This window comes from uncultured Sphingomonas sp., from assembly GCF_964243315.1.
Classification (GTDB): Bacteria; Pseudomonadota; Alphaproteobacteria; order Sphingomonadales; family Sphingomonadaceae; genus Sphingomonas.
In genome coordinates this window covers 1-18,684 of the sequence record NZ_CAXTEM010000014.1, presented here as the reverse complement: position 1 = coordinate 18,684, position 18,684 = coordinate 1, and the positions used below count along the sequence as shown (strand labels likewise).

16 protein-coding genes are annotated in these 18,684 nt (G+C 64.9%); 8 read left to right on the top strand and 8 right to left on the bottom strand.

Annotation, left to right across the window (positions count from 1 at the left end; translation table 11 throughout):
* Window positions 1-83: 83 nt before the first annotated feature.
* Window positions 84-1,523: an NAD-dependent succinate-semialdehyde dehydrogenase gene (locus ACFE77_RS06645; RefSeq protein WP_375420846.1), complete on the top strand. Its 1,440-nt coding sequence runs from the start codon at window positions 84-86 to the stop codon at window positions 1,521-1,523.
* Window positions 1,524-1,736: 213 nt separating this feature from the next.
* On the opposite strand, the gene ACFE77_RS06640 is transcribed toward ACFE77_RS06645, so the two are convergent.
* A complete protein-coding gene (locus tag ACFE77_RS06640) occupies window positions 1,737-2,156 on the bottom strand; it encodes a TfoX/Sxy family protein (protein ID WP_375420882.1) in 420 nt (139 codons plus the stop codon).
* Window positions 2,157-2,379: 223 nt separating this feature from the next.
* Here ACFE77_RS06640 and ACFE77_RS06635 point away from each other — a divergent pair, with 223 nt between their 5' ends.
* Window positions 2,380-2,679 (top strand): hypothetical protein, encoded by a 300-nt coding sequence (locus tag ACFE77_RS06635; protein ID WP_375420845.1) that lies wholly within the window; start codon window positions 2,380-2,382, stop codon window positions 2,677-2,679.
* A 270-nt stretch (window positions 2,680-2,949) separates the two neighbouring features.
* On the opposite strand, the gene ACFE77_RS06630 is transcribed toward ACFE77_RS06635, so the two are convergent.
* On the bottom strand, window positions 2,950-5,940 hold the full coding sequence (locus tag ACFE77_RS06630) for a TonB-dependent receptor domain-containing protein (protein ID WP_375420844.1): 2,991 nt from the start codon (window positions 5,938-5,940) through the stop codon (window positions 2,950-2,952).
* A 202-nt stretch (window positions 5,941-6,142) separates the two neighbouring features.
* The gene (locus ACFE77_RS06625) at window positions 6,143-7,282 is read right to left on the bottom strand and encodes an SDR family oxidoreductase (protein ID WP_375420843.1); all 1,140 of its coding nucleotides are present in this window, start codon (window positions 7,280-7,282) and stop codon (window positions 6,143-6,145) included.
* Between the two features lie 199 nt (window positions 7,283-7,481).
* On the opposite strand from ACFE77_RS06625, the gene ACFE77_RS06620 reads away from it, so the two are divergent.
* From ACFE77_RS06620 to ACFE77_RS06600, 5 genes are all read left to right on the top strand, one after another.
* Window positions 7,482-7,985 (top strand): hypothetical protein, encoded by a 504-nt coding sequence (locus ACFE77_RS06620; protein WP_375420842.1) that lies wholly within the window; start codon window positions 7,482-7,484, stop codon window positions 7,983-7,985.
* A 74-nt stretch (window positions 7,986-8,059) separates the two neighbouring features.
* Window positions 8,060-9,400, top strand: a complete 1,341-nt coding sequence (locus tag ACFE77_RS06615; RefSeq protein WP_375420841.1) for a L,D-transpeptidase family protein — start codon at window positions 8,060-8,062, stop codon at window positions 9,398-9,400.
* Between the two features lie 457 nt (window positions 9,401-9,857).
* Window positions 9,858-10,145 (top strand): hypothetical protein, encoded by a 288-nt coding sequence (locus ACFE77_RS06610; RefSeq protein WP_375420840.1) that lies wholly within the window; start codon window positions 9,858-9,860, stop codon window positions 10,143-10,145.
* 65 nt (window positions 10,146-10,210) lie between these two features.
* Window positions 10,211-10,543: a DNA primase gene (locus ACFE77_RS06605; protein WP_375420839.1), complete on the top strand. Its 333-nt coding sequence runs from the start codon at window positions 10,211-10,213 to the stop codon at window positions 10,541-10,543.
* Between the two features lie 157 nt (window positions 10,544-10,700).
* The gene (locus tag ACFE77_RS06600; RefSeq protein ID WP_375420838.1) at window positions 10,701-12,557 is read left to right on the top strand and encodes a M61 family metallopeptidase; all 1,857 of its coding nucleotides are present in this window, start codon (window positions 10,701-10,703) and stop codon (window positions 12,555-12,557) included.
* A gap of 28 nt (window positions 12,558-12,585) precedes the next feature.
* Here the strand turns inward: ACFE77_RS06600 and ACFE77_RS06595 are convergent, their stop codons facing one another.
* Together ACFE77_RS06595 and ACFE77_RS06590 are read right to left on the bottom strand one after the other, a co-directional pair.
* Entirely contained in the window at window positions 12,586-12,996 is a 411-nt protein-coding gene (locus ACFE77_RS06595) for a DUF4174 domain-containing protein (protein WP_375420837.1), read from the bottom strand.
* 36 nt (window positions 12,997-13,032) lie between these two features.
* On the bottom strand, window positions 13,033-14,130 hold the full coding sequence (locus ACFE77_RS06590) for an NADH:flavin oxidoreductase/NADH oxidase (protein ID WP_375420836.1): 1,098 nt from the start codon (window positions 14,128-14,130) through the stop codon (window positions 13,033-13,035).
* Window positions 14,131-14,406: 276 nt separating this feature from the next.
* Here ACFE77_RS06590 and ACFE77_RS06585 point away from each other — a divergent pair, with 276 nt between their 5' ends.
* Window positions 14,407-15,990: a Na+/H+ antiporter gene (locus ACFE77_RS06585; protein WP_375420835.1), complete on the top strand. Its 1,584-nt coding sequence runs from the start codon at window positions 14,407-14,409 to the stop codon at window positions 15,988-15,990.
* Window positions 15,991-16,039: 49 nt separating this feature from the next.
* Here the strand turns inward: ACFE77_RS06585 and ACFE77_RS06580 are convergent, their stop codons facing one another.
* From ACFE77_RS06580 to ACFE77_RS06570, 3 genes are all read right to left on the bottom strand, one after another.
* Complete coding sequence (locus ACFE77_RS06580; RefSeq protein WP_375420834.1) at window positions 16,040-16,558, bottom strand: hypothetical protein; 519 nt, start codon at window positions 16,556-16,558, stop codon at window positions 16,040-16,042.
* A 399-nt stretch (window positions 16,559-16,957) separates the two neighbouring features.
* Window positions 16,958-17,278 (bottom strand): HNH endonuclease signature motif containing protein, encoded by a 321-nt coding sequence (locus ACFE77_RS06575; RefSeq protein ID WP_375420833.1) that lies wholly within the window; start codon window positions 17,276-17,278, stop codon window positions 16,958-16,960.
* A 40-nt stretch (window positions 17,279-17,318) separates the two neighbouring features.
* The gene (locus ACFE77_RS06570) at window positions 17,319-18,374 is read right to left on the bottom strand and encodes an NAD-dependent epimerase/dehydratase family protein (RefSeq protein WP_375420832.1); all 1,056 of its coding nucleotides are present in this window, start codon (window positions 18,372-18,374) and stop codon (window positions 17,319-17,321) included.
* Between the last annotated feature and the right edge of the window lie 310 nt (window positions 18,375-18,684).

The window sequence follows — 18,684 nt, the reverse complement described above, 5'->3', positions numbered from 1 at the left end:
AATGGCAGCCGATGAGAGCAGCTTGCCTTCGTTGAAGTGCTGCCCATCTAGTTCAGCGCGTCTTTTCGTCTGGAGTTAACCCGATGGCTTACCTTGACACTCAGCTTTTCCTCGGTGGCGAGTGGCGGGATGCGATCGACGGGCGGTCGCTTTCGGTTCGCAACCCGGCAACCGGACAAGAGATTGGCCGGGTCGCGCATGCCGGCCGGAGCGATCTCGACATCGCGCTCGCCGCCGCACAACGTGGCTTCGAGACATGGCGCGATTTCATGCCTGCACAACGCAGTAAGATCATGCGGGCGGCTGCTGCGTTGCTGCGCGAACGGGCGGGCGACATCGCGTTGCTGCTCACCCAAGAGCAAGGCAAGCCGCTCGCTGAGGCGCGCGGCGAAACGCTTGCCGCCGCCGACATCATCGAATGGTTCGCCGAGGAAGGCTTCCGCGTCTATGGCCGGCTGGTCCCGCACCGGAGCAATCCCGCGGTTCGGCAGATGGTCATCAAGGATCCGGCCGGCCCGGTCGCCGCCTTCACGCCATGGAATTTCCCGATCAATCAGATCGTCCGCAAGATCGGCGCCGGGCTCGCTGCCGGATGCTCGATGATCGTCAAGGCTCCCGAGGAGACCCCCGCCAGCCCCGCGGCCCTGATCCGGGCGTTCCAGGATGCCGGGCTTCCCGAAGGGGTGCTCGGCCTGGTTTTCGGCAATCCTGCAGAGATTTCTGAGTATCTGATCGCCAGTCCTGTCATCCGCAAGATCACGTTCACCGGCTCCACGCCGGTGGGCAAGTTATTGGCGGGCATGGCCGGTCAGCACATGAAGCGGGTGTCGATGGAGTTGGGCGGTCATGCGCCGGTGATCGTCTGTGCCGATGCCGATGTCGCACTTGCCGTGAAGAGCGCGGGGGCAGCCAAGTTTCGCAACGCCGGACAGGTGTGCATCTCGCCCACCCGGTTTCTGGTTCACCGTAGCGTCAAGCAGGAGTTTGCCGCTGCGCTCGCGGATCTCGCCCGGGGTTTGAAGGTCGGTCACGGGCTCGCTGAAGATACGCAGATGGGCCCGCTCGCCAATCCACGCCGGCTCGCCGCGATGGCGGAGTTCCAGCAAGACGCCGTCGAGCGCGGGGCGACCGTACTCACCGGCGGTGAGCGGATCGGGGCGGAAGGCAATTTCTGGGAACCCACCGTGCTGACCGACGTGCCGCTAGACGCCAAGCTCTTCAATGAGGAGCCGTTCGGCCCGGTGGCGGGCATCCGCGGCTTCGATCGGCTGGAGGAAGCGATCGCGGAAGCCAATCGCTTGTCCTACGGCCTTGCCGGCTACGCTTTTACCCGATCCTTGGCCAGTGCCGACCTGCTGGCCCGTCGGGTGGAGGTAGGCATGCTGTGGGTGAACACGCCGGCCGCGGGTTCGGCGGAATTGCCGTTCGGGGGGCTGAAGGATTCGGGCTATGGAACCGAGGGCGGCCCGGAGGCGCTCGAAGCTTACCTCAACACGCGCGCGGTCGTGATCGCCAATAGTTGATCGCCAGGGGTCTAAACGCGGACCGCGCGCGCGGACGGGGACGGCGCTACAAGGACCCACTTACAGCCGTTCGACGGCGGTGTACGTATTCGTCAAAGCTGACGCTCGTTCCCCACTTGGGAGGACAGATCGTTAGCGTACGATCAGCGCTGCAGAACGCCTCCGGAATGCTCGTGAGTGTCGGCCCGCACCTCGATCTGATCCTCGTTCACTTCACTCGGCTTTTGTTGAACTTGACCGCTTGGCGCGGGGTCTGGGACGGGGAAGAGCAGCTGCGGACACGCGGAAAAGCTCCGTCAGCCAGTCGCGGTCATCCCAGTACTCGGCATCGATGAGGAGGCATGGCTTCGCCCCAGGGTATGGCGGAGCTTCGCCTACGTTCCGAGCGATCGATCGCCCGGCGGGCGTTGGCTTCACGAAGAGCTGATCATCGCAGATCATCGCCACCATCTTGCCGTCGCAATAGATGCCGTACTCGCCGAACATCGGCTTAGCGCGAACATCCCCAGCGCCGGACGTTTGGTCGACGATGAAGGTGACGGTTTTCAAATCTGACGCCATGGTGACGTTCTGCGCGATCTGAACGAGAGAAGAAAGTACGCGCGAATGGCGGCTTTGTTGCCCGGCAAACATGGCCACCTAAGACCGGACGGTACATTGCAGTCATTCGCGTTGCGACCCTCTCCCTCGCGTGCAAGCGCCCGAGGGCCAATTTCGCGCTTGCGAGGTCATTGGAGGCAACCATTCGGCATCGCGATGATTGCTGCGTCTAGGGAGAGTTCTTGTGCGTCTAGCAATCCTAGTGACGTTGTGCCTCTCGGTCGCAGCGTGCGGCGCGAACGACGATAGCCCGACCGTGATCGATGGAAGCAGCCAGCAGGCCTACGAGCAAAGCCTCAGCGCCGCCAAGCGCGACCTAGGACCGAAAGATCGCCTCAAGTTCGAGGCGGCCTTGACGGAGTTCAAGGCGCAGATGTTCGCAAAGGCAGGTACGCGTCAGGAATATGGCCGTCTCGTCCGCCAAGGCATGGACGGGCTCACTGCACCCGCGATCGTGGAGCAGTTCAACGAAGACGTAGATCGGGTAAGCGGCAAAGCTGCCGACGCGGTCTTCGACGCCAAGAGAGCTCTCAAATCCGGCAATACGGCGCCGTAACGCGTGCCTAATACGGGCGGGGGTTCGCGCTCATTGTCGCGCGCGGCTCACAGGTGCTCCTCGTCTTCGCGTATTCGTATGGCATGCATTACCGGCTGTCACTGCGCACAACCCTCGTGCTGAAGGCCGTTCCCGACGCGTTAGCGGACCGCCCGCTCGTGGTAGCGGTCGTTCATCTTCGCCAAATACCGCAAGGGCGGTCAGTCGCCTGACGGATCATCAACCACAGGCAAGCTGCCGATAGGTTGATGATCCCTCCGCCAGTCCTCTTCAGAAGCTGACCTTGGCGCCCGCGCGGAACGTTCGGCCGATGATGCCGCCGAACGAATAGGTCGGGTTGTAATTGACCGCGGCGTAGTTCGCGGGATTGAACGGCGGCTTCTCGTCCAGCGCGTTGATCACGTTCACGTAGAAGGTGAAGTTGTCGCCGGCCTTGACGCTGCCGACCAAGTCTACCTGGATATACTCCTTCGTGCGGCAGAACGCGGGATCATAGAGCGCGGTGGAGCAATCGGAACCGGTGCCGGCGCCGTTCTGATCCTCGGCGGTGCTGCGATAGCCGCTGGTATAGTAGGCGGTAGCGGTCAACGTCGCCGGGCCGGCATCGATCGTGTTCGACCAGTTGCCGCGCCAGCGCGGCGTCCCTGCACCCGACGAGGTGATGTAGGGACCCTGCGTGCCGACGCAGCGTTGGACCTGCTCGCCCGGTCCTGGCGTGAAGTTGGACCGCAGCAACGCGGTCACCTCGAGCGAGCTGGAAAACCGCACCTCGCTTGCGACCGGCAGCTGCACGCTGGCGGTGAAGTCGATGCCGTCGACCAACTGCGCCGCCGCATTCTGGAACGGCGAGTTGACGATCGACACCGTGCGAATGGCCTGCGGGAAGTCGGGATCCGGCGCATTCAATGTATAGGTATAGCCCGGCGGCAGCGCCGTGCCCGCGTAATAGGCGTCGAGTGCCTGGGACGACAGCGGACCGGCCGAGATCACGTCGGTCTTGCGCACGTTGAAATAATCGACCGTCGCGCTGAACCACCGTACCGGTTGGAACACTGCCCCGACCGTGAAGCTTCGCGACTTCTCCGGACGCAGATCCGGGTTGCCGACGCTGAAGAACCCGATGGAATAGGGATTGGTATAGGCGCTGCCGCCCGCGCAACTGCCGGACGTGAACGTCCCGCCATGCTGCGTGCAAACCGACTCGATGGAACCCGGGTTGGTGGTCGTGAAACCGACCACGCTGCCGGTCGTCTCGGCGAATTGCGGCGCGCGGAAGCCTTGCGAATAGGTCCCGCGGATCGCGAGTTCGGGGATCGGCGTCAGCTTGGCGCCGATCTTGGGCGAGAAGCGGCTATAGCCTTCCGAATAATGGTCGTACCGGCCGGACAGATTGACGTCGAGGATGTTCAGCACCGGGGCGTTCAGCTCGAAGAAGGCGCCTTCGATCCAGTGGTCGCCGTTCGCCGAATAGCCGTTGAGCGTGATCGTCTGGTTGTTCGGATTGGCGCTCGGCGCGTCGATCGCCTCGTAGCGCACCGAGCCGCCGACGCCGAGCTGCAACGGACCGCCCGGCAGTTCGAACAGATCCTTGGTCACGGTTATCTGTCCCATGTACAATTCGGAGCTGGCGGGCGTGCGGATCGTCGGCGAGATCTGTTCGCGGATCGCGGCGGTGTTCTGCGAAGGATCGCTGAAGTTGTACGCGCCGGTGTTGATCGCGGCGGTAAGACCGGGGACGTTCAGATACCCTCGGCCGGTGCGGTCGAGATCGGTGTACATCCCGGTCACGTCGGCTGAGATCCGCCAGCCGTCACCGACCGTGCCATGCACCCCCAGCGCACCCCGGTAAGTGCGGCTGAGCGTCTCGCTACTCTGCGAAATATCGCCGAAGCGGTAGTAGATCTGCGCCGCTTGCCCGGTCGCCGCGAACGGATTGTTGGGGTTCAGTTGCCGGTCGGTTGCGGTGGCGCAGTCGGTTCCCGCGGCGCATACATAGACCGGTAGCACTGTATTCGCGGTGTAGACCGGGCTGGTTGACCGGATCGTGGACGGGGTGCCGGTGCTGCTCACGCGGCTCTGGAAGTAGGTCGCCGAGGCATAGGCCTGCACATCGTCACCCAACGCGACCGTGCCCTTGGCGGTGACGCCGATGCGTTCCTGCTCGGGCAGGATCTGGCTGTACTGGTTGATGATATCCTGTTCGCAGAAGTTGCTGCCGGCGGCGGTGCTGCGCGGGATCGTTCCGGCGCCGCAGCCGCTCGGGTTAAGGACCTGGAACGTGCCCGCACCCGCGTTCAGGATGTTGAAGGGGTTGTTGGGGTCCGGCTGCGTGGCAGGACGGACGACGGCGCTGGTCGTCGCCCCCGCGGTGCTGGCCCCCGGATTGCCGTTGATGCAGGGCTGGGTGGTGGCGCCGGTGCCGCAGGTCAGCGAACTCAGGTCGCCGGTGTTGAATGGGAAGCCGCGGGCGCTGTTCGCGAGCGGATCGGCCCGGTAATATTCGCCGCCCGCATAGACGTTCCACCGATCGTCCTCGAGCGAGCCGGTGCCGATCAGCGCGGTGAACCGTTGCTCCGCAGCGTCGCCGCGCTCGGACACGCCGGCTTGCCCAGATGCCTGGAAGCCGCTGAATTCCTTCTTGGTGATGACATTGACGACGCCGCCGATCGCGTCCGCGCCATAGGTGGACGATGCGCCATCGCGCAGCACCTCGATACGATCTATCGCGATGTTGGGAATGGTGTTCAGGTCGACGAAGTTACGCTGCCCATCGTCCGCGAGCGGATAATAGGCACCGCGCAAGCCGTCGAACAGCACCAGGGTCGAGTTGACCGACAGGCCACGCAGCGAAACGCCCGACGCACCGTTCGCGAACCCGCCCGTGAACGACAGCGGCACCGATCCGCTATTGTCCGACGATAGCGATCGGATCGCATCGGCGGGGGTGATGATGCCGCGGCGCGCCAGCGATTCTGCGGACAGCGTGGTGATCGGCGATGGCTGCTCGTCGTTGGTGCGGCGGAACAGCGATCCGGTGACGACGATGTCGCCGCCGGTTTCCTGCGCCTGATTGTCGTTGGTCGTGGTGACCGGCGCGGCGGGCGTGTTCGCCTCTGGTCCGGCGGTGGAACTGGCCTGCGATCCGGGGCTCTGTGTCCCCGGTAGATCGGTGGCGTCCTGCGCGAGCGCGGCGCTACTTATCCAGGCAGTGCTGCCGAGCAGAACGGTGAGCAGCAGGTGTCGATGGCCAGACCGTGACATAAGTAAATCCAAACCTTCGATGCCGACCGTCGGCATCTATGGGCAAGGGAACTGCTCCATCTTGCTAGATTTCCATCGCAGGAGAACTATTGTCGACGCGTTGCAGCGTAGCAACAACGTCTGTTAGACGGAGTTAAATGGATCATAGCTCCATTTAATTGACGTAATTCGAGGTGAGGCATCGTAGAATATCCGAACTACATCATAGTGCGGGCTCGATACTTGTCTCCGCATATTCCACCTCGATCAACACGACGTCGTCATCGTTGCCGCCGCCCTTCACGAGCTGTTCCGGTGCGGGTAGCGACTTGACGACCGGCTCGGGGGTGCGCCGACGTTCGGCGACCGCCCGTCGGCGCAGGGCCACCGCGCCGGTCGCGACCGCGCCGAGCGCCAGCGTCCGCGCGAGCGGGTGCAGTTCGAGCCAGGTATAGGCGCTCGGACGCGCGCGGCGCTCGAAGTCGCCCCGCGTGCGGTCCTCGGGTTCCGCGATGTAGAGGTTCCCGCCTTGGCCGTTTGTCGTCGGCGTCGATGTCTTCGAGGCGGGGATGCCGAACTTCGCCAGCATCGCGTCCATCAGGCCGGGCGCCAGCTTCTGGTTGACCGCCATCGCCTTGCCGGCCCCACCCGCGAACAGATCGCGCACCGGATGTTCGGCGGCGTAGAGCACGCAGTCGGCGACCATTTCCGGCTGATAGATCGGCGGTGGCCCCTTCGGCATCACGTCGAGCTTGCTTCCCGCATTGCTGAAGAACGGCGTGTTGATCGTGGCTGGCTTGATGCTCGTTACCGAAACGGGTGCCTTTTCGGCCATCAGTTCGCGGCGCAAGCCGTCGAACGCGCCCTCGATGGCGTGTTTCGACGCGCTGTAGGCGCTGTGCAGCGGCAATGCCACGATGCTTTCCACCGACGAGATGACGATCAGCGCGCCGCCATGTTCGCGAAGATACGGGAGCGCTGCCTGCGCCCCGTGAACGAAGCCGATGAAGTTCACGTCCATGATCTGCCGGAATTCTGCGGGCGTGGTGTCCTCGAAACGCGCATAGACCGACACACCGGCGACATTCACCCAGGTGTCGATACGCCCGAACCGCGCCACCGCATCGCGCGCGACATGCCGCACCTGCGCTTCGTCCGTCACGTCGCACGCGATATAGGCGGCCTTGCCACCCGCGAGGGTGATCTCGTCGACGATGGAGGCGAGCGCATCCGTGTCTCGCGCCGCGACGAGTACGGTCGCACCCTTGCGCGCCGCGCGCTGCGCCGTGGCGCGGCCGATGCCGCTGGCGCCACCCAGGATGACCATCACCTGTTCGGAGAGCGGTTTCAATTTGATCGCCATATCGGAAGTTCCATGAATAGAGCGGGAGAAGTGCGTCGATCCGAGCTAACGGCGGCGCTCTATTCTTGTTCCCGCTGGAAAACGCGATCATCAATATGATAAACATGCGTTAACGAACTCAGTAGTCGGCATCGGATCGCGGAACACCGAAGAATTGTCGGCGTTTTCTGCGGAGAGGTACTTAGTGGAGGATTGATTTATGTTTGACAAACTGGCGACTGTAAGTGCGGCGGCTCTGCTCATCATTGGCAGCGCGGCCACGGCGCAAACCGGCGGCGCCGGCACGACGTCTGGATCGCAGACCGGATCGACCGGCGGGACCACCGGTGGCTCGACCACTGGCGGATCGACAATGGGCGGATCGACCACCGGCGGATCGACCGCTGGCGGATCGACAATGGGCGGCTCGACGACGGGCGGATCGACATTGAGCGGCTCGACCACCAGCGGCTCGACGACGGGTAGCTCCACGCCGGGCGGCGGATCTCAGGACACCGGCACCGGCACCGGCACCGCCGGCACGGGGGGTGGTAGTGCGGCCGGAGGCAGCTATGGCTCGACCGGCGGCGGCACGACCACGGGTGGGTCCTACGGCACATCGGGGACCGGTAGCGGAACCACCAGCGGCGCCAGCGGCGGTGCTTATGGCGGTTCAGGTACGTCGGGGTCGGGGGGGTATCAGCAAGCGGGAGAGCGCGGCTGACCCTGCACCACCCATCATCCGGTGGGGCACCGCGTCGCGCCTTTCGCGCGTCGCGGTGCTGGCCGGCGGCTGTGTTGATCGCGGCGATCGCAGGGACGTCGGGCGTCGGCGGTGCCGCAGGCGCGCCTATATCGATCGAAGCTCGGTCGGCCGAACTATCGGAAACGCTGCGGCAGCAACTAACGCAGCGCTCCAACGACGCGGTCGCCGCCTTCTACCAGAAACGCGGGTTCGCTCCCTTGTGGTTCGGCCCCGAAGGGCTGCGGCCCGAAGCACGCGTCCTCGTCGCGATGCTCGCCGGTGCCCGGGCGGACGGTCTGGACCCTTTGCGTCTCGGGGCGGAGAGGTTGCGCGCTACAGTGGCTCGACCCGCTCATAACATTGCGACGACCGAACTCGCGCTATCCGCCGCGCTAGCCGATTATGTAACGGCGCTACGGGCATCGACGCGCCCGATGATCTATGTCGAACCGCTCCGCCGCGGGTCACCACCTTCCGCCGAGGACGTGTTAGCGCAGGCCGCCGCGGCGCCGTCGCTATCCGGATATCTCGCAACGGTCGCGCGCGTGAACCCCGTCTATGATCGGCTCCGCGCCGCCTATGCCGTCGAACTTGCGGCAGGGCCCTTGCCCCGCGAGCGGATGGCGCGGATCGAAGCCAATCTCGACCGCGCGCGAGATCTGCCCTCACGCCCCGGCGATCGCTACGCTTTGGTCAATACCGCGACCGCAACGCTGCATATGATCGAGGGCGATCGTGAGGCGGCAACGATGCGGGTCGTGATCGGCAAGGCGGCGATGCCGACACCGATGATCGCCGCTTCGATCGGCTTCGCGGTCGTCAATCCTTATTGGAACCTGCCTCCCGACCTGATGGCGCACCGCGCTGCGACGATCGCGCGCGACGGGCCCGGCTTGCTCAAGCAGCAGCAACTCGAATTGTTGTCCAACTGGACGCCATCCGCGCGGCGGATCGAAGCGTCTCAGGTCGATTGGCATGCGGTCGCCGTCGGCACTGTCCAACTGCGCGCACGACAAACGCCAGGGCCCCGCAACATGATGGGCCGCATGAAGTTCATGCTGCCCAACCGGCTCGGCATCTATCTCCACGACACGCCCGACAAGGCGGCGTTCAAGCGATCGGATCGGCGCCTCAGTTCGGGTTGCGTGCGGGTCGAGGACGCACCGCGGCTGGCTCGCTGGCTGTTTCGTGGGAGCATGCCCGCAGCGGATGGAACGGCGGAGCAGCGCGTCGATCTGCCCGCCCCCGTGCCGGTCTACATCACCTACCTTACCGCGATGGTTCGCGACGGGCGGATCACCTTGCAGCCGGACGTTTACGGCCGCGATCTGCCGATTGGCGCGGGAGCCCACGACGAACGCCGCTTTGCGCGGGCTGAGAGAGCCACGTCCTAGATGTTATCGCCCAGCGCCGTTCGGACCTGTTCGAACGACTGGTCTGCGTAGCGATCGGCCAACTCGTTGTGGATGGAAGCAACGCGTGGGTGCAACGCACGAGTCGCTAGGTCGCGTTGCAGGCGTTCACGTCGTTCGACGTAGTCGTCACGGGGAATTTCGGGTTTCGGGGTATCCATCGGTCGAGGTCATAGGCCGCCGATCTGGGACCGCTTTCATGCACGTTAATACGGCGGCCACTCACTTTTCACGACCGTGGCTGCGGCCATCGAGACGTGTCGAAAAACAATCTCGTGTCATGTTGATCTGGTTGACCCGTGTAAGCCGAGTGCCCGCATCGCTCTCAAATTTTTGCGTTAACCTGCATTGATACTGGCTTTCTTACAGCAACTTAGCGAATTTTTCGGTGTTGTGTTCGGTATGCTCGGCGGTCGCGGCGCAAGCAACGGAGAAGTCGATGCCTGACAAGCAACCCATGCAGGCGATGAGCACCTCGCACGACGGTGCGCATGACGGCGTCGCCGATCGCCCCGACAAGGACGGCGGTGTAGACGCCGGCGGCAAGGGTGAGAGCGATGGCGGCGCGTACCCCAACCCGCACACCGGCAAGAAGGCGCCGGGCGGATTCGGCAAGTTTCTGGGTCATGGCGGCCAGACCGAGCAAGGCTATTATGGTGGAGGGCAGGCGGGTGCCGATGTCGACGACGACCGTCCCAACATCAACGCCACCTCGCGTGAACCTTGACCACCCCGCTTCTTGGAACGGCCGAGAGGCCCACCTGAAGGTACAGTCGGCGAAAGGAGTTCATCATGGTCGGCAATCGCAATATCGGGATCAGCAACGGCAGCGGCATGGACGAGGAGGGCTATGACGAAAGTCAGGGCGCCGAGATCCTGGAAGTGATGCGCGGCGGCCCCTCCGACGGTCTGCTGCTCACGGATGTTTTTGCCGGGGAGAGCGACGATCCGGAGGACGAGCCGATCGATGATCTCGTCATGGAGGCGGAGGAGGTCGGGACAGTCGATGCCGAGCTCGACATGGACGAAGACGCGATGGACGAGGATGATGTCCAGGATGCCTTCGACGCCGACGATCTCGGCGAGGATCTGGACGACCGTGACGATGTCGCGCTGCGACCCTGATCCACTCGTCAATGATTGACAGGCTCGCCAGTGTCTCGCCGAATACGGAGGCATTAACGTACATCACCACTATCGGCGTCGGCCTGACATCAGCACCCTAGATCCTGCTGTCGCATGTTAACGACAGTCACGGGTATGCCCGCCAACGCTGATCCTCATGGTCGATCTTCCCCAGCCCACACCGCAGCCCGATCCCGTTCCTGAGCCCCAGGACGTACCCTATGAAGGCGTGGTTCGCCTCGCCGTCGACGTCACCGACATCGATCGTCGCATCTACCAGGCGCGCGTGATTATCCCCGTCGAACGCCCGGGGCGGACGATGCTGCTCTATCCCAAATGGCTGCCGGGCTTCCACGCGCCGCAGGCGCCGATCGAGCTGTTCGCCGGGCTCGTCATCACCGCCAACGGTCGTGAGCTCGACTGGACGCGGCACCCCGTGACCGTCAACGCCTTCGCCCTGGATGTGCCTGAAGGCGTTACGGAGATCGAGGCGGCCTTCCAATTCCTCTCGCCCACGCAGCCGTCGCAAGGCCGGGTGATTGTCACCTCGGAGATGTTGGCGCTGCAGTGGAACACCGTAGTGCTCTATCCGGCCGGCCATTTCGTCCGCCAGATCCACGTCGAGGCGAGCCTCACGCTGCCGGAAGGGTGGCAGCTAGCGTGCGCGCTCGATCAGGAGGGCAGGGAGAGGGACACCATACGCTTCATGCGCGCACCGCTCGACGTGCTCGTCGACTCGCCGGTGCTGGCGGGGCGCCATTTTCGCCAGGTGCCGCTGGACGATGCCGGGCTGGTGAGGCTTAATCTGGCCGCGGACCGGCCGGAACTGCTCGACGCGACGCCCGAACAGATTGCGGCGCACGCCGCGCTGGTCGCGCAATGCGATCGCCTGTTCGGCGCCCGGCACTTCGATCATTTCGAGATGCTGCTGGCACTCAGTGATGAGATGAGCAGCATGGGTGTCGAACATCATCGATCGTTCGATGCGGTCAGCATTCCCGGCTATTTCAATGATTGGGAGAACACCTTCGTGCGGCGCGACACCGTGCCGCACGAATATGTCCACAGCTGGAACGGCAAGCATCGCAAGGGCGCCGATTCCTGGTCGCCCTGCTTCGAACTGCCGATCCGCAACAGCCTGATGTGGGTCTATGAGGGGCAAACCCAATATTGGTGCCGCCTGCTATGTGCTCGATCCGGCTTATGGACGTTCGACCAGGCGCTCGGCGCGCTCGCGCACACCGCCGCTACCTATGACACCAGGCCTGGAAGCCGCTGGCGGCCGATGATCGACACCACCCGCGACCCGATCATCGCGGCGCGCAATCCGTTGCCATGGACCAGCTGGCAGCGCAGCGAAGATTATTATTCGGAAGGCGCGCTGATCTGGCTCGACGTCGACACGCGGCTGCGCGAACTGTCGGGTGACACCCGGTCGCTGAACGATTTCGCACGGGCGTTCTTCGGGCAGAACGACGGCGAGTGGCGGATCACCGACACCTATGTCTTCGAAGACGTGATCGCTACGCTTCAGGCGATCGCGCCGTTCGACTGGACCGGGTTCTTCACCGAACAACTCGAGGGCAAGCGAGAAGGCACGCAGCTCGACGGGATCGCCCGCGGCGGATATCGGCTGGTCTACCGCGATCGGCCGAACCCCTTTTCCGCCTGTTCGGACGCGGTATCCGGGATCGTAAGCCTCAGCTTCTCGATCGGCGTCACGGTCGATCCGCAAGGTGTGCTGAAGGACGTGACATGGGATAGCCCTGCATTCGCGGCTGGCCTGACAGTCGGCGCGAAGCTGCTCGCGGTGAACGGCGCCGCCTTTGCCGCCGACGCCCTCAAACAGGCGGTCGCACGCAGCGGCGAGGGTGAGCCGATCGAGCTGCTCGTTGAGGCCGGCAAGCAGGTGCGCTCGATCGTCGTCCCATATGACGGCGGCTTGCGGTATCCGCACCTGGAACGGGTCGAGGGCACACGAGCGCGGCTGGAGGAGATCTACGCGCCGCTTTGAGCGGATCGGACGATCAGCGACGCAGGTCTCACCGACCCCCGCCGCGGCGCATCGGCATCGCGTCGATGGTGCCCTCGAGCGTGACGGCCGGGATCGGCTCCGTCCGACGCAGCTTGGTGCCGCCATCCTTGCCGATGAGCATCACGGCGAAGGCATCGTTCGGCAGATCGTAGCGTGTTCGAAGCGCGTCTGCCCGATCGCTCGCGCCGACCACCTTGTCGCCGACGATCTCGACTATGATGAGGTCGCGCTCCTTCGCGCCGGCCTTCCAGCTTGCCACGATGCGGCGCTGCTGTTGGAAAGCCGGGTCCTCCGCGCTCGGCGCGCAGACCAGCAGGATTCGCCGCTCCCATTTCAGCGCCGAGATGCTTGGCAATGACGCAGCCAGCATGGCTGCCGCTGCGAGGATGGCTGGTGCGATCATCCGGCGATAACGCATCAGGCGGGCCGGCGTGCCCGGACCACCGACGACCGTTTAGCCGCTAAGTAGATCCTTGTATCGCCGGGGCTGGCTGCGGAGATATTGCGGTGGCGCCTTCACGGTGCCGCCGAGTGCCGCAGCGGCATGCCAGGGCCAACGCGGGTCGTACAAGGCTGCCCGCGCGATCGCGACCAAGTCCGCATCCCCGGTTCCGACGATCGCTTCGGCCTGTTCGAAGTCGGTGATCATGCCCACCGCCACGACCGGCATCGTCACTGCCTGCTTCACATCACGCGCGAGCGGCACCTGGTAACTCGGTCCGACCGGAATCTGCTGGGTCGGAGTCAGCCCACCGCTCGAAACATGGATCGCATCACAACCTCGCGCCTCGAGGGCCTTGGCGAAGGCCACCGTCTGCGCCGAATCCCAGCCGCCTTCGGCCCAGTCGCTGCCGGAAACTCGCATCGTGACCGGCCCGTCGAACGTCGCCCGGACGGCGTCGAACACCTCGAGCGGAAACCGCATCCGGTTCTCGAGGCTGCCGCCATAAACGTCGTCGCGCTGGTTGGAGAGCGGCGATAGGAACTCGTGCAGCAGATAGCCATGCGCCCCGTGCAGCTGGATCGCGTCGATCCCGAGCCGCTTCGCGCGGACCGCGGCCGACGCGAACGCCTCGCGAATCCGCACCAGTCCGCCCGCGTCCAGTGCCGACGGCGGGTTCTCATGCCCCTCGAACGCCAGGGTGGACGGCGCTTCGGTCTGCCAGCCGTTTGTGGCGTCGGGTGGGATCTGCTTGCCGCCGTCCCAGGGCTTCGCGCACGACGCCTTGCGGCCCGCATGCGCCAGCTGGATCGCGAACGGTATGTCGGACCAGCGACGCACGCCCTCCAACACCCGCGCCATCGCAGCTTCGCTGGCATCGTCATACAGCCCCACGTCGCCATAGGTGATGCGTCCCTCGGGTGTCACGGCGCTCGCCTCGATCGTCAGCAGCGCCGCACCCGATAGCGCCAGCTGTCCGAGATGGATGAGATGCCAGTCGGTCATGCAGCCGCCCTCGGCCGAATATTGGCACATCGGCGCGATGACGATGCGGTTCGCGAGCTCCAGCGAGCCGACGCGATAGGGGGTGAAGAGGACAGGGCCTGGCATGATGTTCTCCGAGATCTACCGGTGCCTTAACGTCTGAGCGCCTCGATGCTCCGGCGTGAAATGCAATGGCGACTATCTGCCCGATGTCGGAGACGAAGGGACGGCTACTCCTCATACGTGCGAGGAGGTGCGCTCCGGTCCAGCCGCTCGCCTACGCCCGCCCGCTCGCTTGCGGGCGTGTAGATGGCTGACCGACCAGTTCGGTCCGCCGTGACATTGACGACGCTCGGGCCAGATTGCACAGCGCCTCCCGACAAGCGCAAAGGGGGCAGCTTCGTGCATGCAGCGGCGAACTTTGAGCTGATCATCGGCATGTTCCTGGTGGTGCTTGGGCTCCATTATCTGGCGCGCCGATTGTCGCTGCCGCCCGCCGCGGCGCTGATCGTCGGTGGTTGCGCGGTGGCCTTCGTACCCGGTCTGCAAGGGATAGCGATCGATCCGGAACTGGTGCTCGTGCTTTTCCTGCCGCCCTTGTTGATGGACGGCGCATGGTTCACCGCCATCGCGCCGTTCCGACGTCACATGGCCGGCATCCTGTCGCTGGCGATCGGTGCGGTCTTCTTCACCACCGCGGTCGTTGCCGTCGTGACCAGGTTGCTCGTGCCCGAGCTTCCCTGGGCAGCCTGCGTCGCGCTCGGCGCGATCCTGTCCCCTCCAGACGCGGTGTCCGCCCGCGCCGTGTTGCAGCGGGTCAAGTTGCCGCGCCGGTTGACGACCCTGCTGGAGGGCGAAAGCCTGTTGAATGATGCCGCGGGGCTGGTCCTCTTCCGCTTCGCCGTCGCGGCCGTACTGACCGGCAGCTTCGATCCGGGCGCGGCGGCCGGCACCTTCTTCCTGCTGGTCGTGGGCGGCATTGCCGTGGGCGCGGCGATCGGGGGGCTTTGGGTGCTCCTGCTCCGCCGGCTCGGCGACGACACCCTGATGATCGCAGCGACCGTGCTGGTCTGTTGGAGCGCGTACATCGCGGGCGAACTGCTGCACGTCTCCGGCGTCATCGCCGTCGTCACGGCGGGCCTGACCTGCGGTTGGTACCAGCACGTCGTATTCACGGCGCGCGTGCGCATCCGCGCGCTGGCCTTCTGGCAGGTGCTTGTGTTCCTGCTCGAAGCCGCCGTCTTCCTGCTCATCGGACTGTCGCTGAGGAGCCTGCTGGACCGGGTGGGCGGGCTCGGCGTGGTGGTGAACACGATGGCAGAGCCGGTCTTGCTCATCGTCCTTGCAGTCGTCGCCGCGCGCTTCGTCTGGATCTTCGTCGTCGATGCCGGCGTACGCGCCGTTCGCCGCGTCGGGTGGACTCGTCAGCAACCGCTCGGCGCCCGCGCTGCTGTGGTAATGAGCTGGGCGGGGATGCGGGGAGTGGTGACGCTGGCGGTCGCGCTCTCGCTGCCGGAGGCGATGCCGGCGCGGGACCTGATGCTCGTGACCGCCTTCGTCGTGATCCTCGTCACCGTGCTGGTGCAGGGCACGTCGCTCGGAAGAGTCATAAACTGGGCGAAGCCGCCCGACGACGGCAGCGCCCGCGCGCCGCTCGATTTGCCCGCCGCCGAGTCGATGATATTCCAGGCGCAGCTGGCCGTGGTCGAGCGCGAGGCAGTCGATGCCGAAGGCACCGTCGTCCATCCCCAGCTGCTCCGACGCTATCGGACCCGCGCGACCGCGGCGGATGCGTTCGACGGCACGAAGGAGGAGAGGGATGCGGCGATAGCCAGCCATTTTGACGTCATCATCATGGCGGCTGCGGCCGGCCGCGCCGAACTCGTCCGGCTGCACCGCACCGGGTGTATCGACGACGAGACGCTCCACGACCTCGAACACGACCTGGATCTCGAGGAGCTTGCCGCGACGGCGGCGAAGGGGTGAACGAAACAATCGTGAGCCGACGGCGGCAAGGGCGGCTCGTCGGTCGAGATCAGATCAGCCACGCGAACGCTTGCTTCAGTCTTGCCGCGCCGTCGCTGTCGAAGTGGCGTCCATGGGCGAAGATCACCTGGGCGGGCTCCAGTGCCACGATCGCCCGGATAGCCTTCTTCGCTTCTGCCCCGCCCAGCCGGACCGGCAGGCGCAGATAACGGGCCGTCGTACCCCGCGTGGCGGCAGCGGCCCGCATCAGCAACCGCGCGATCGGCGGCAGCTTCTCGTCATCCAGGTTCTCGATCAAATCGACGAGCACCAGCGTCCGGGTCTGCCGATGAAAGAACCAGGCCTCGTTGAAGCCGGCGCCCCCCACGACCAATCCCTGATCGAGCGTATCCGCCCATTCCGCGGGTGCTGCCTCGCCGAGATCGGCATCGATCCGCACGGCCGATGCACGAACCTGCGCTCGGTCCCGCAGGCCTGGCACGGCCCATGTGGTGGCGTCAGAATAGGCGCGTTGCCAGTCGGTGAGGAAAGTCCAGTGGGCGACATTCGGGGCCACAAGATGGCGCACGCGACCGAGCTTCGACCGACGCGGCCACCGCCGTAGAGAAAGGCGTCGGCGAGTGGAGCACCAGATCTCCGTTGCTCAGCCGAAAGATCGTCATGCGGACGGGCAGCTTGAGACCCATCGCGTTCATCGGCCCGCTGTCGACGATCCAAACGCCTTCGCCCGCTGGCTTCGGGACATCCAGCGGCGGGTAGGTCGCACGGGCGCGATCGGCCGGATCGTCCGAACGACGGGCACTGCGCGACAATGCCCAGACGCCGGCCGCTGCGACGGCGGACCCCGCCAAGATCAGGCTTTTCGATCGTGAGCGCATGATGACTTCCTGCTTCCTTTCGCCTCATGATTTTACGGCTGACATCGGCGCAGGTTCCCGCGAAATCACCATCGCTCGACGAAGCGTCGTCAAGGCAGACGTTGTCGCCTCGTCGGCGCACGAAAATCCGGTGGCTTGTCCTCGATCCATCGTAGAAATCGACGGATGTCGTCGCGGGTGCGCAACTGGTCCATCGTCGCGTAAGCCGTCGCCAGCTCGCGATTGGCGACGAAGGCATGGATCGTCCGGTGGCAGATCGGGTGAAGCGGCGTCGTCTCCGTGCCGCCCTCGCTTTTCGGCACGATGTGATGCCACTCTGTGCGTTGTCCCAGTGGCCGGCTGCACAATCCGCAACCTATCTGGTCCGACTGCGACGCCACCCTCGCCGCAGCTTCCGCAAGCCCTGCCAACCGTTTTACGTGACCGCCCACGACAACGTAGCTCCAGCGCCTAAACGGCTCGTTGACGGTCGGCTTCGATACGCGGGATCACGCCAGCGGCTTGCTGGCGCTCGATCGCGCCGATCAGTGCATCCACGGGGTCGAGATCGTCGCGGAAGCCGGCGAGGCGGATCTTGGTCATGTCCGAGATCACATCGGCCTCGGTGCCGAAGATGAAGTCGCCGAAGCCCCACCCCACCGCCTTCGAATAGTCCGTCTGAACGAGGCCCGCTGACAATCGCTGCCACACGGGCTCGAGTGCGGGCATGTGCGCGGCTAGCGAGAACGGGATCGGCTCGCCGGTCTCCAATCCGAAGTGCAGCGCGATCTTCTCCCACATGCGCCGCCAGCGGAACGGCGGATGGACATAGTTGAACGCCTCGCCCGAAGCCTCCCGGGCGATCGCGGCCCACAGGCTTGCGCGCGCCAGCGCATGCGCGTCGGTCACTTGGGCCAGGTAATCGTCATAGGTCTTGCGAGATCCCGGAAAGCGGAACGCTGCTCCATCAGCCGCAGACAAAGCAGCATAGGCGCCGATGACGGTGGCGATGTTCATCGCGTTCCCGGCCGCGTCGCCCACGACGACGTCCGGCCGCAGGATCGACCATTCCGGTCCACCTGCGGCGCGGCGCCGTTGCAGCTCGCGTTCCTGCGTGAAGTAGAAGTTCGGGCCGATCGGGCGTGGGTTCTCGTCTTCGTAGAACGGCGTCGTCACCGGACCGAGGTGGACGCCATAGACCTTTGCACCCTGGTACAGCACCACCCGGTCGACCGCCGCGCCCCCCGCTTCAAGCCCGTCGAGCAGGTTGCGGAGCATCGTCGAATTGCGCCTGTCTTCTTCGCCGAGCCCGCCACCCGGGGCATAGGCTGCATAGAAGACGTGAGTGACCTCGCGCGCGCCAGCCAGGACCGCCCGGCTCGCCTCCGCATCTTCGAGATCGACGACGTAATCGCCATTGCGCCGCGACAGAGCCGTGCCCCGCCACGCCGACGTCCGCGCGATCTCTTCCAGCAAAGCCTTCCCAATGATGCCATTTGCACCGGCGACGAGCGCGACGTTGGTCAACTGATTACTCCAGGCATTATCGGCAGGCTGCAAGAACGATCCGCGCTGCCAAACTATCCACCCGGCTGGAGCCGGCAGTCTTAGACCGCGGCATGAACGTCGCTCCGTTCGGCTTGAATTCGCCCGGGGACAAACATCCGAGTTCGAGCGTTTGCCGCACGCATTCGAGGAGCTTGGCATGAAGACAATGGCGTTGCAGTCGCCGATCGGGCTGGACAACCTGGTGGCGGAAGAGCGCGTTCACCCGGGAGATCCTGGTCCGGGAGAGGTCAGGGTCGCCCTGCATGGCAGTTCCCTCAACTTCCACGAT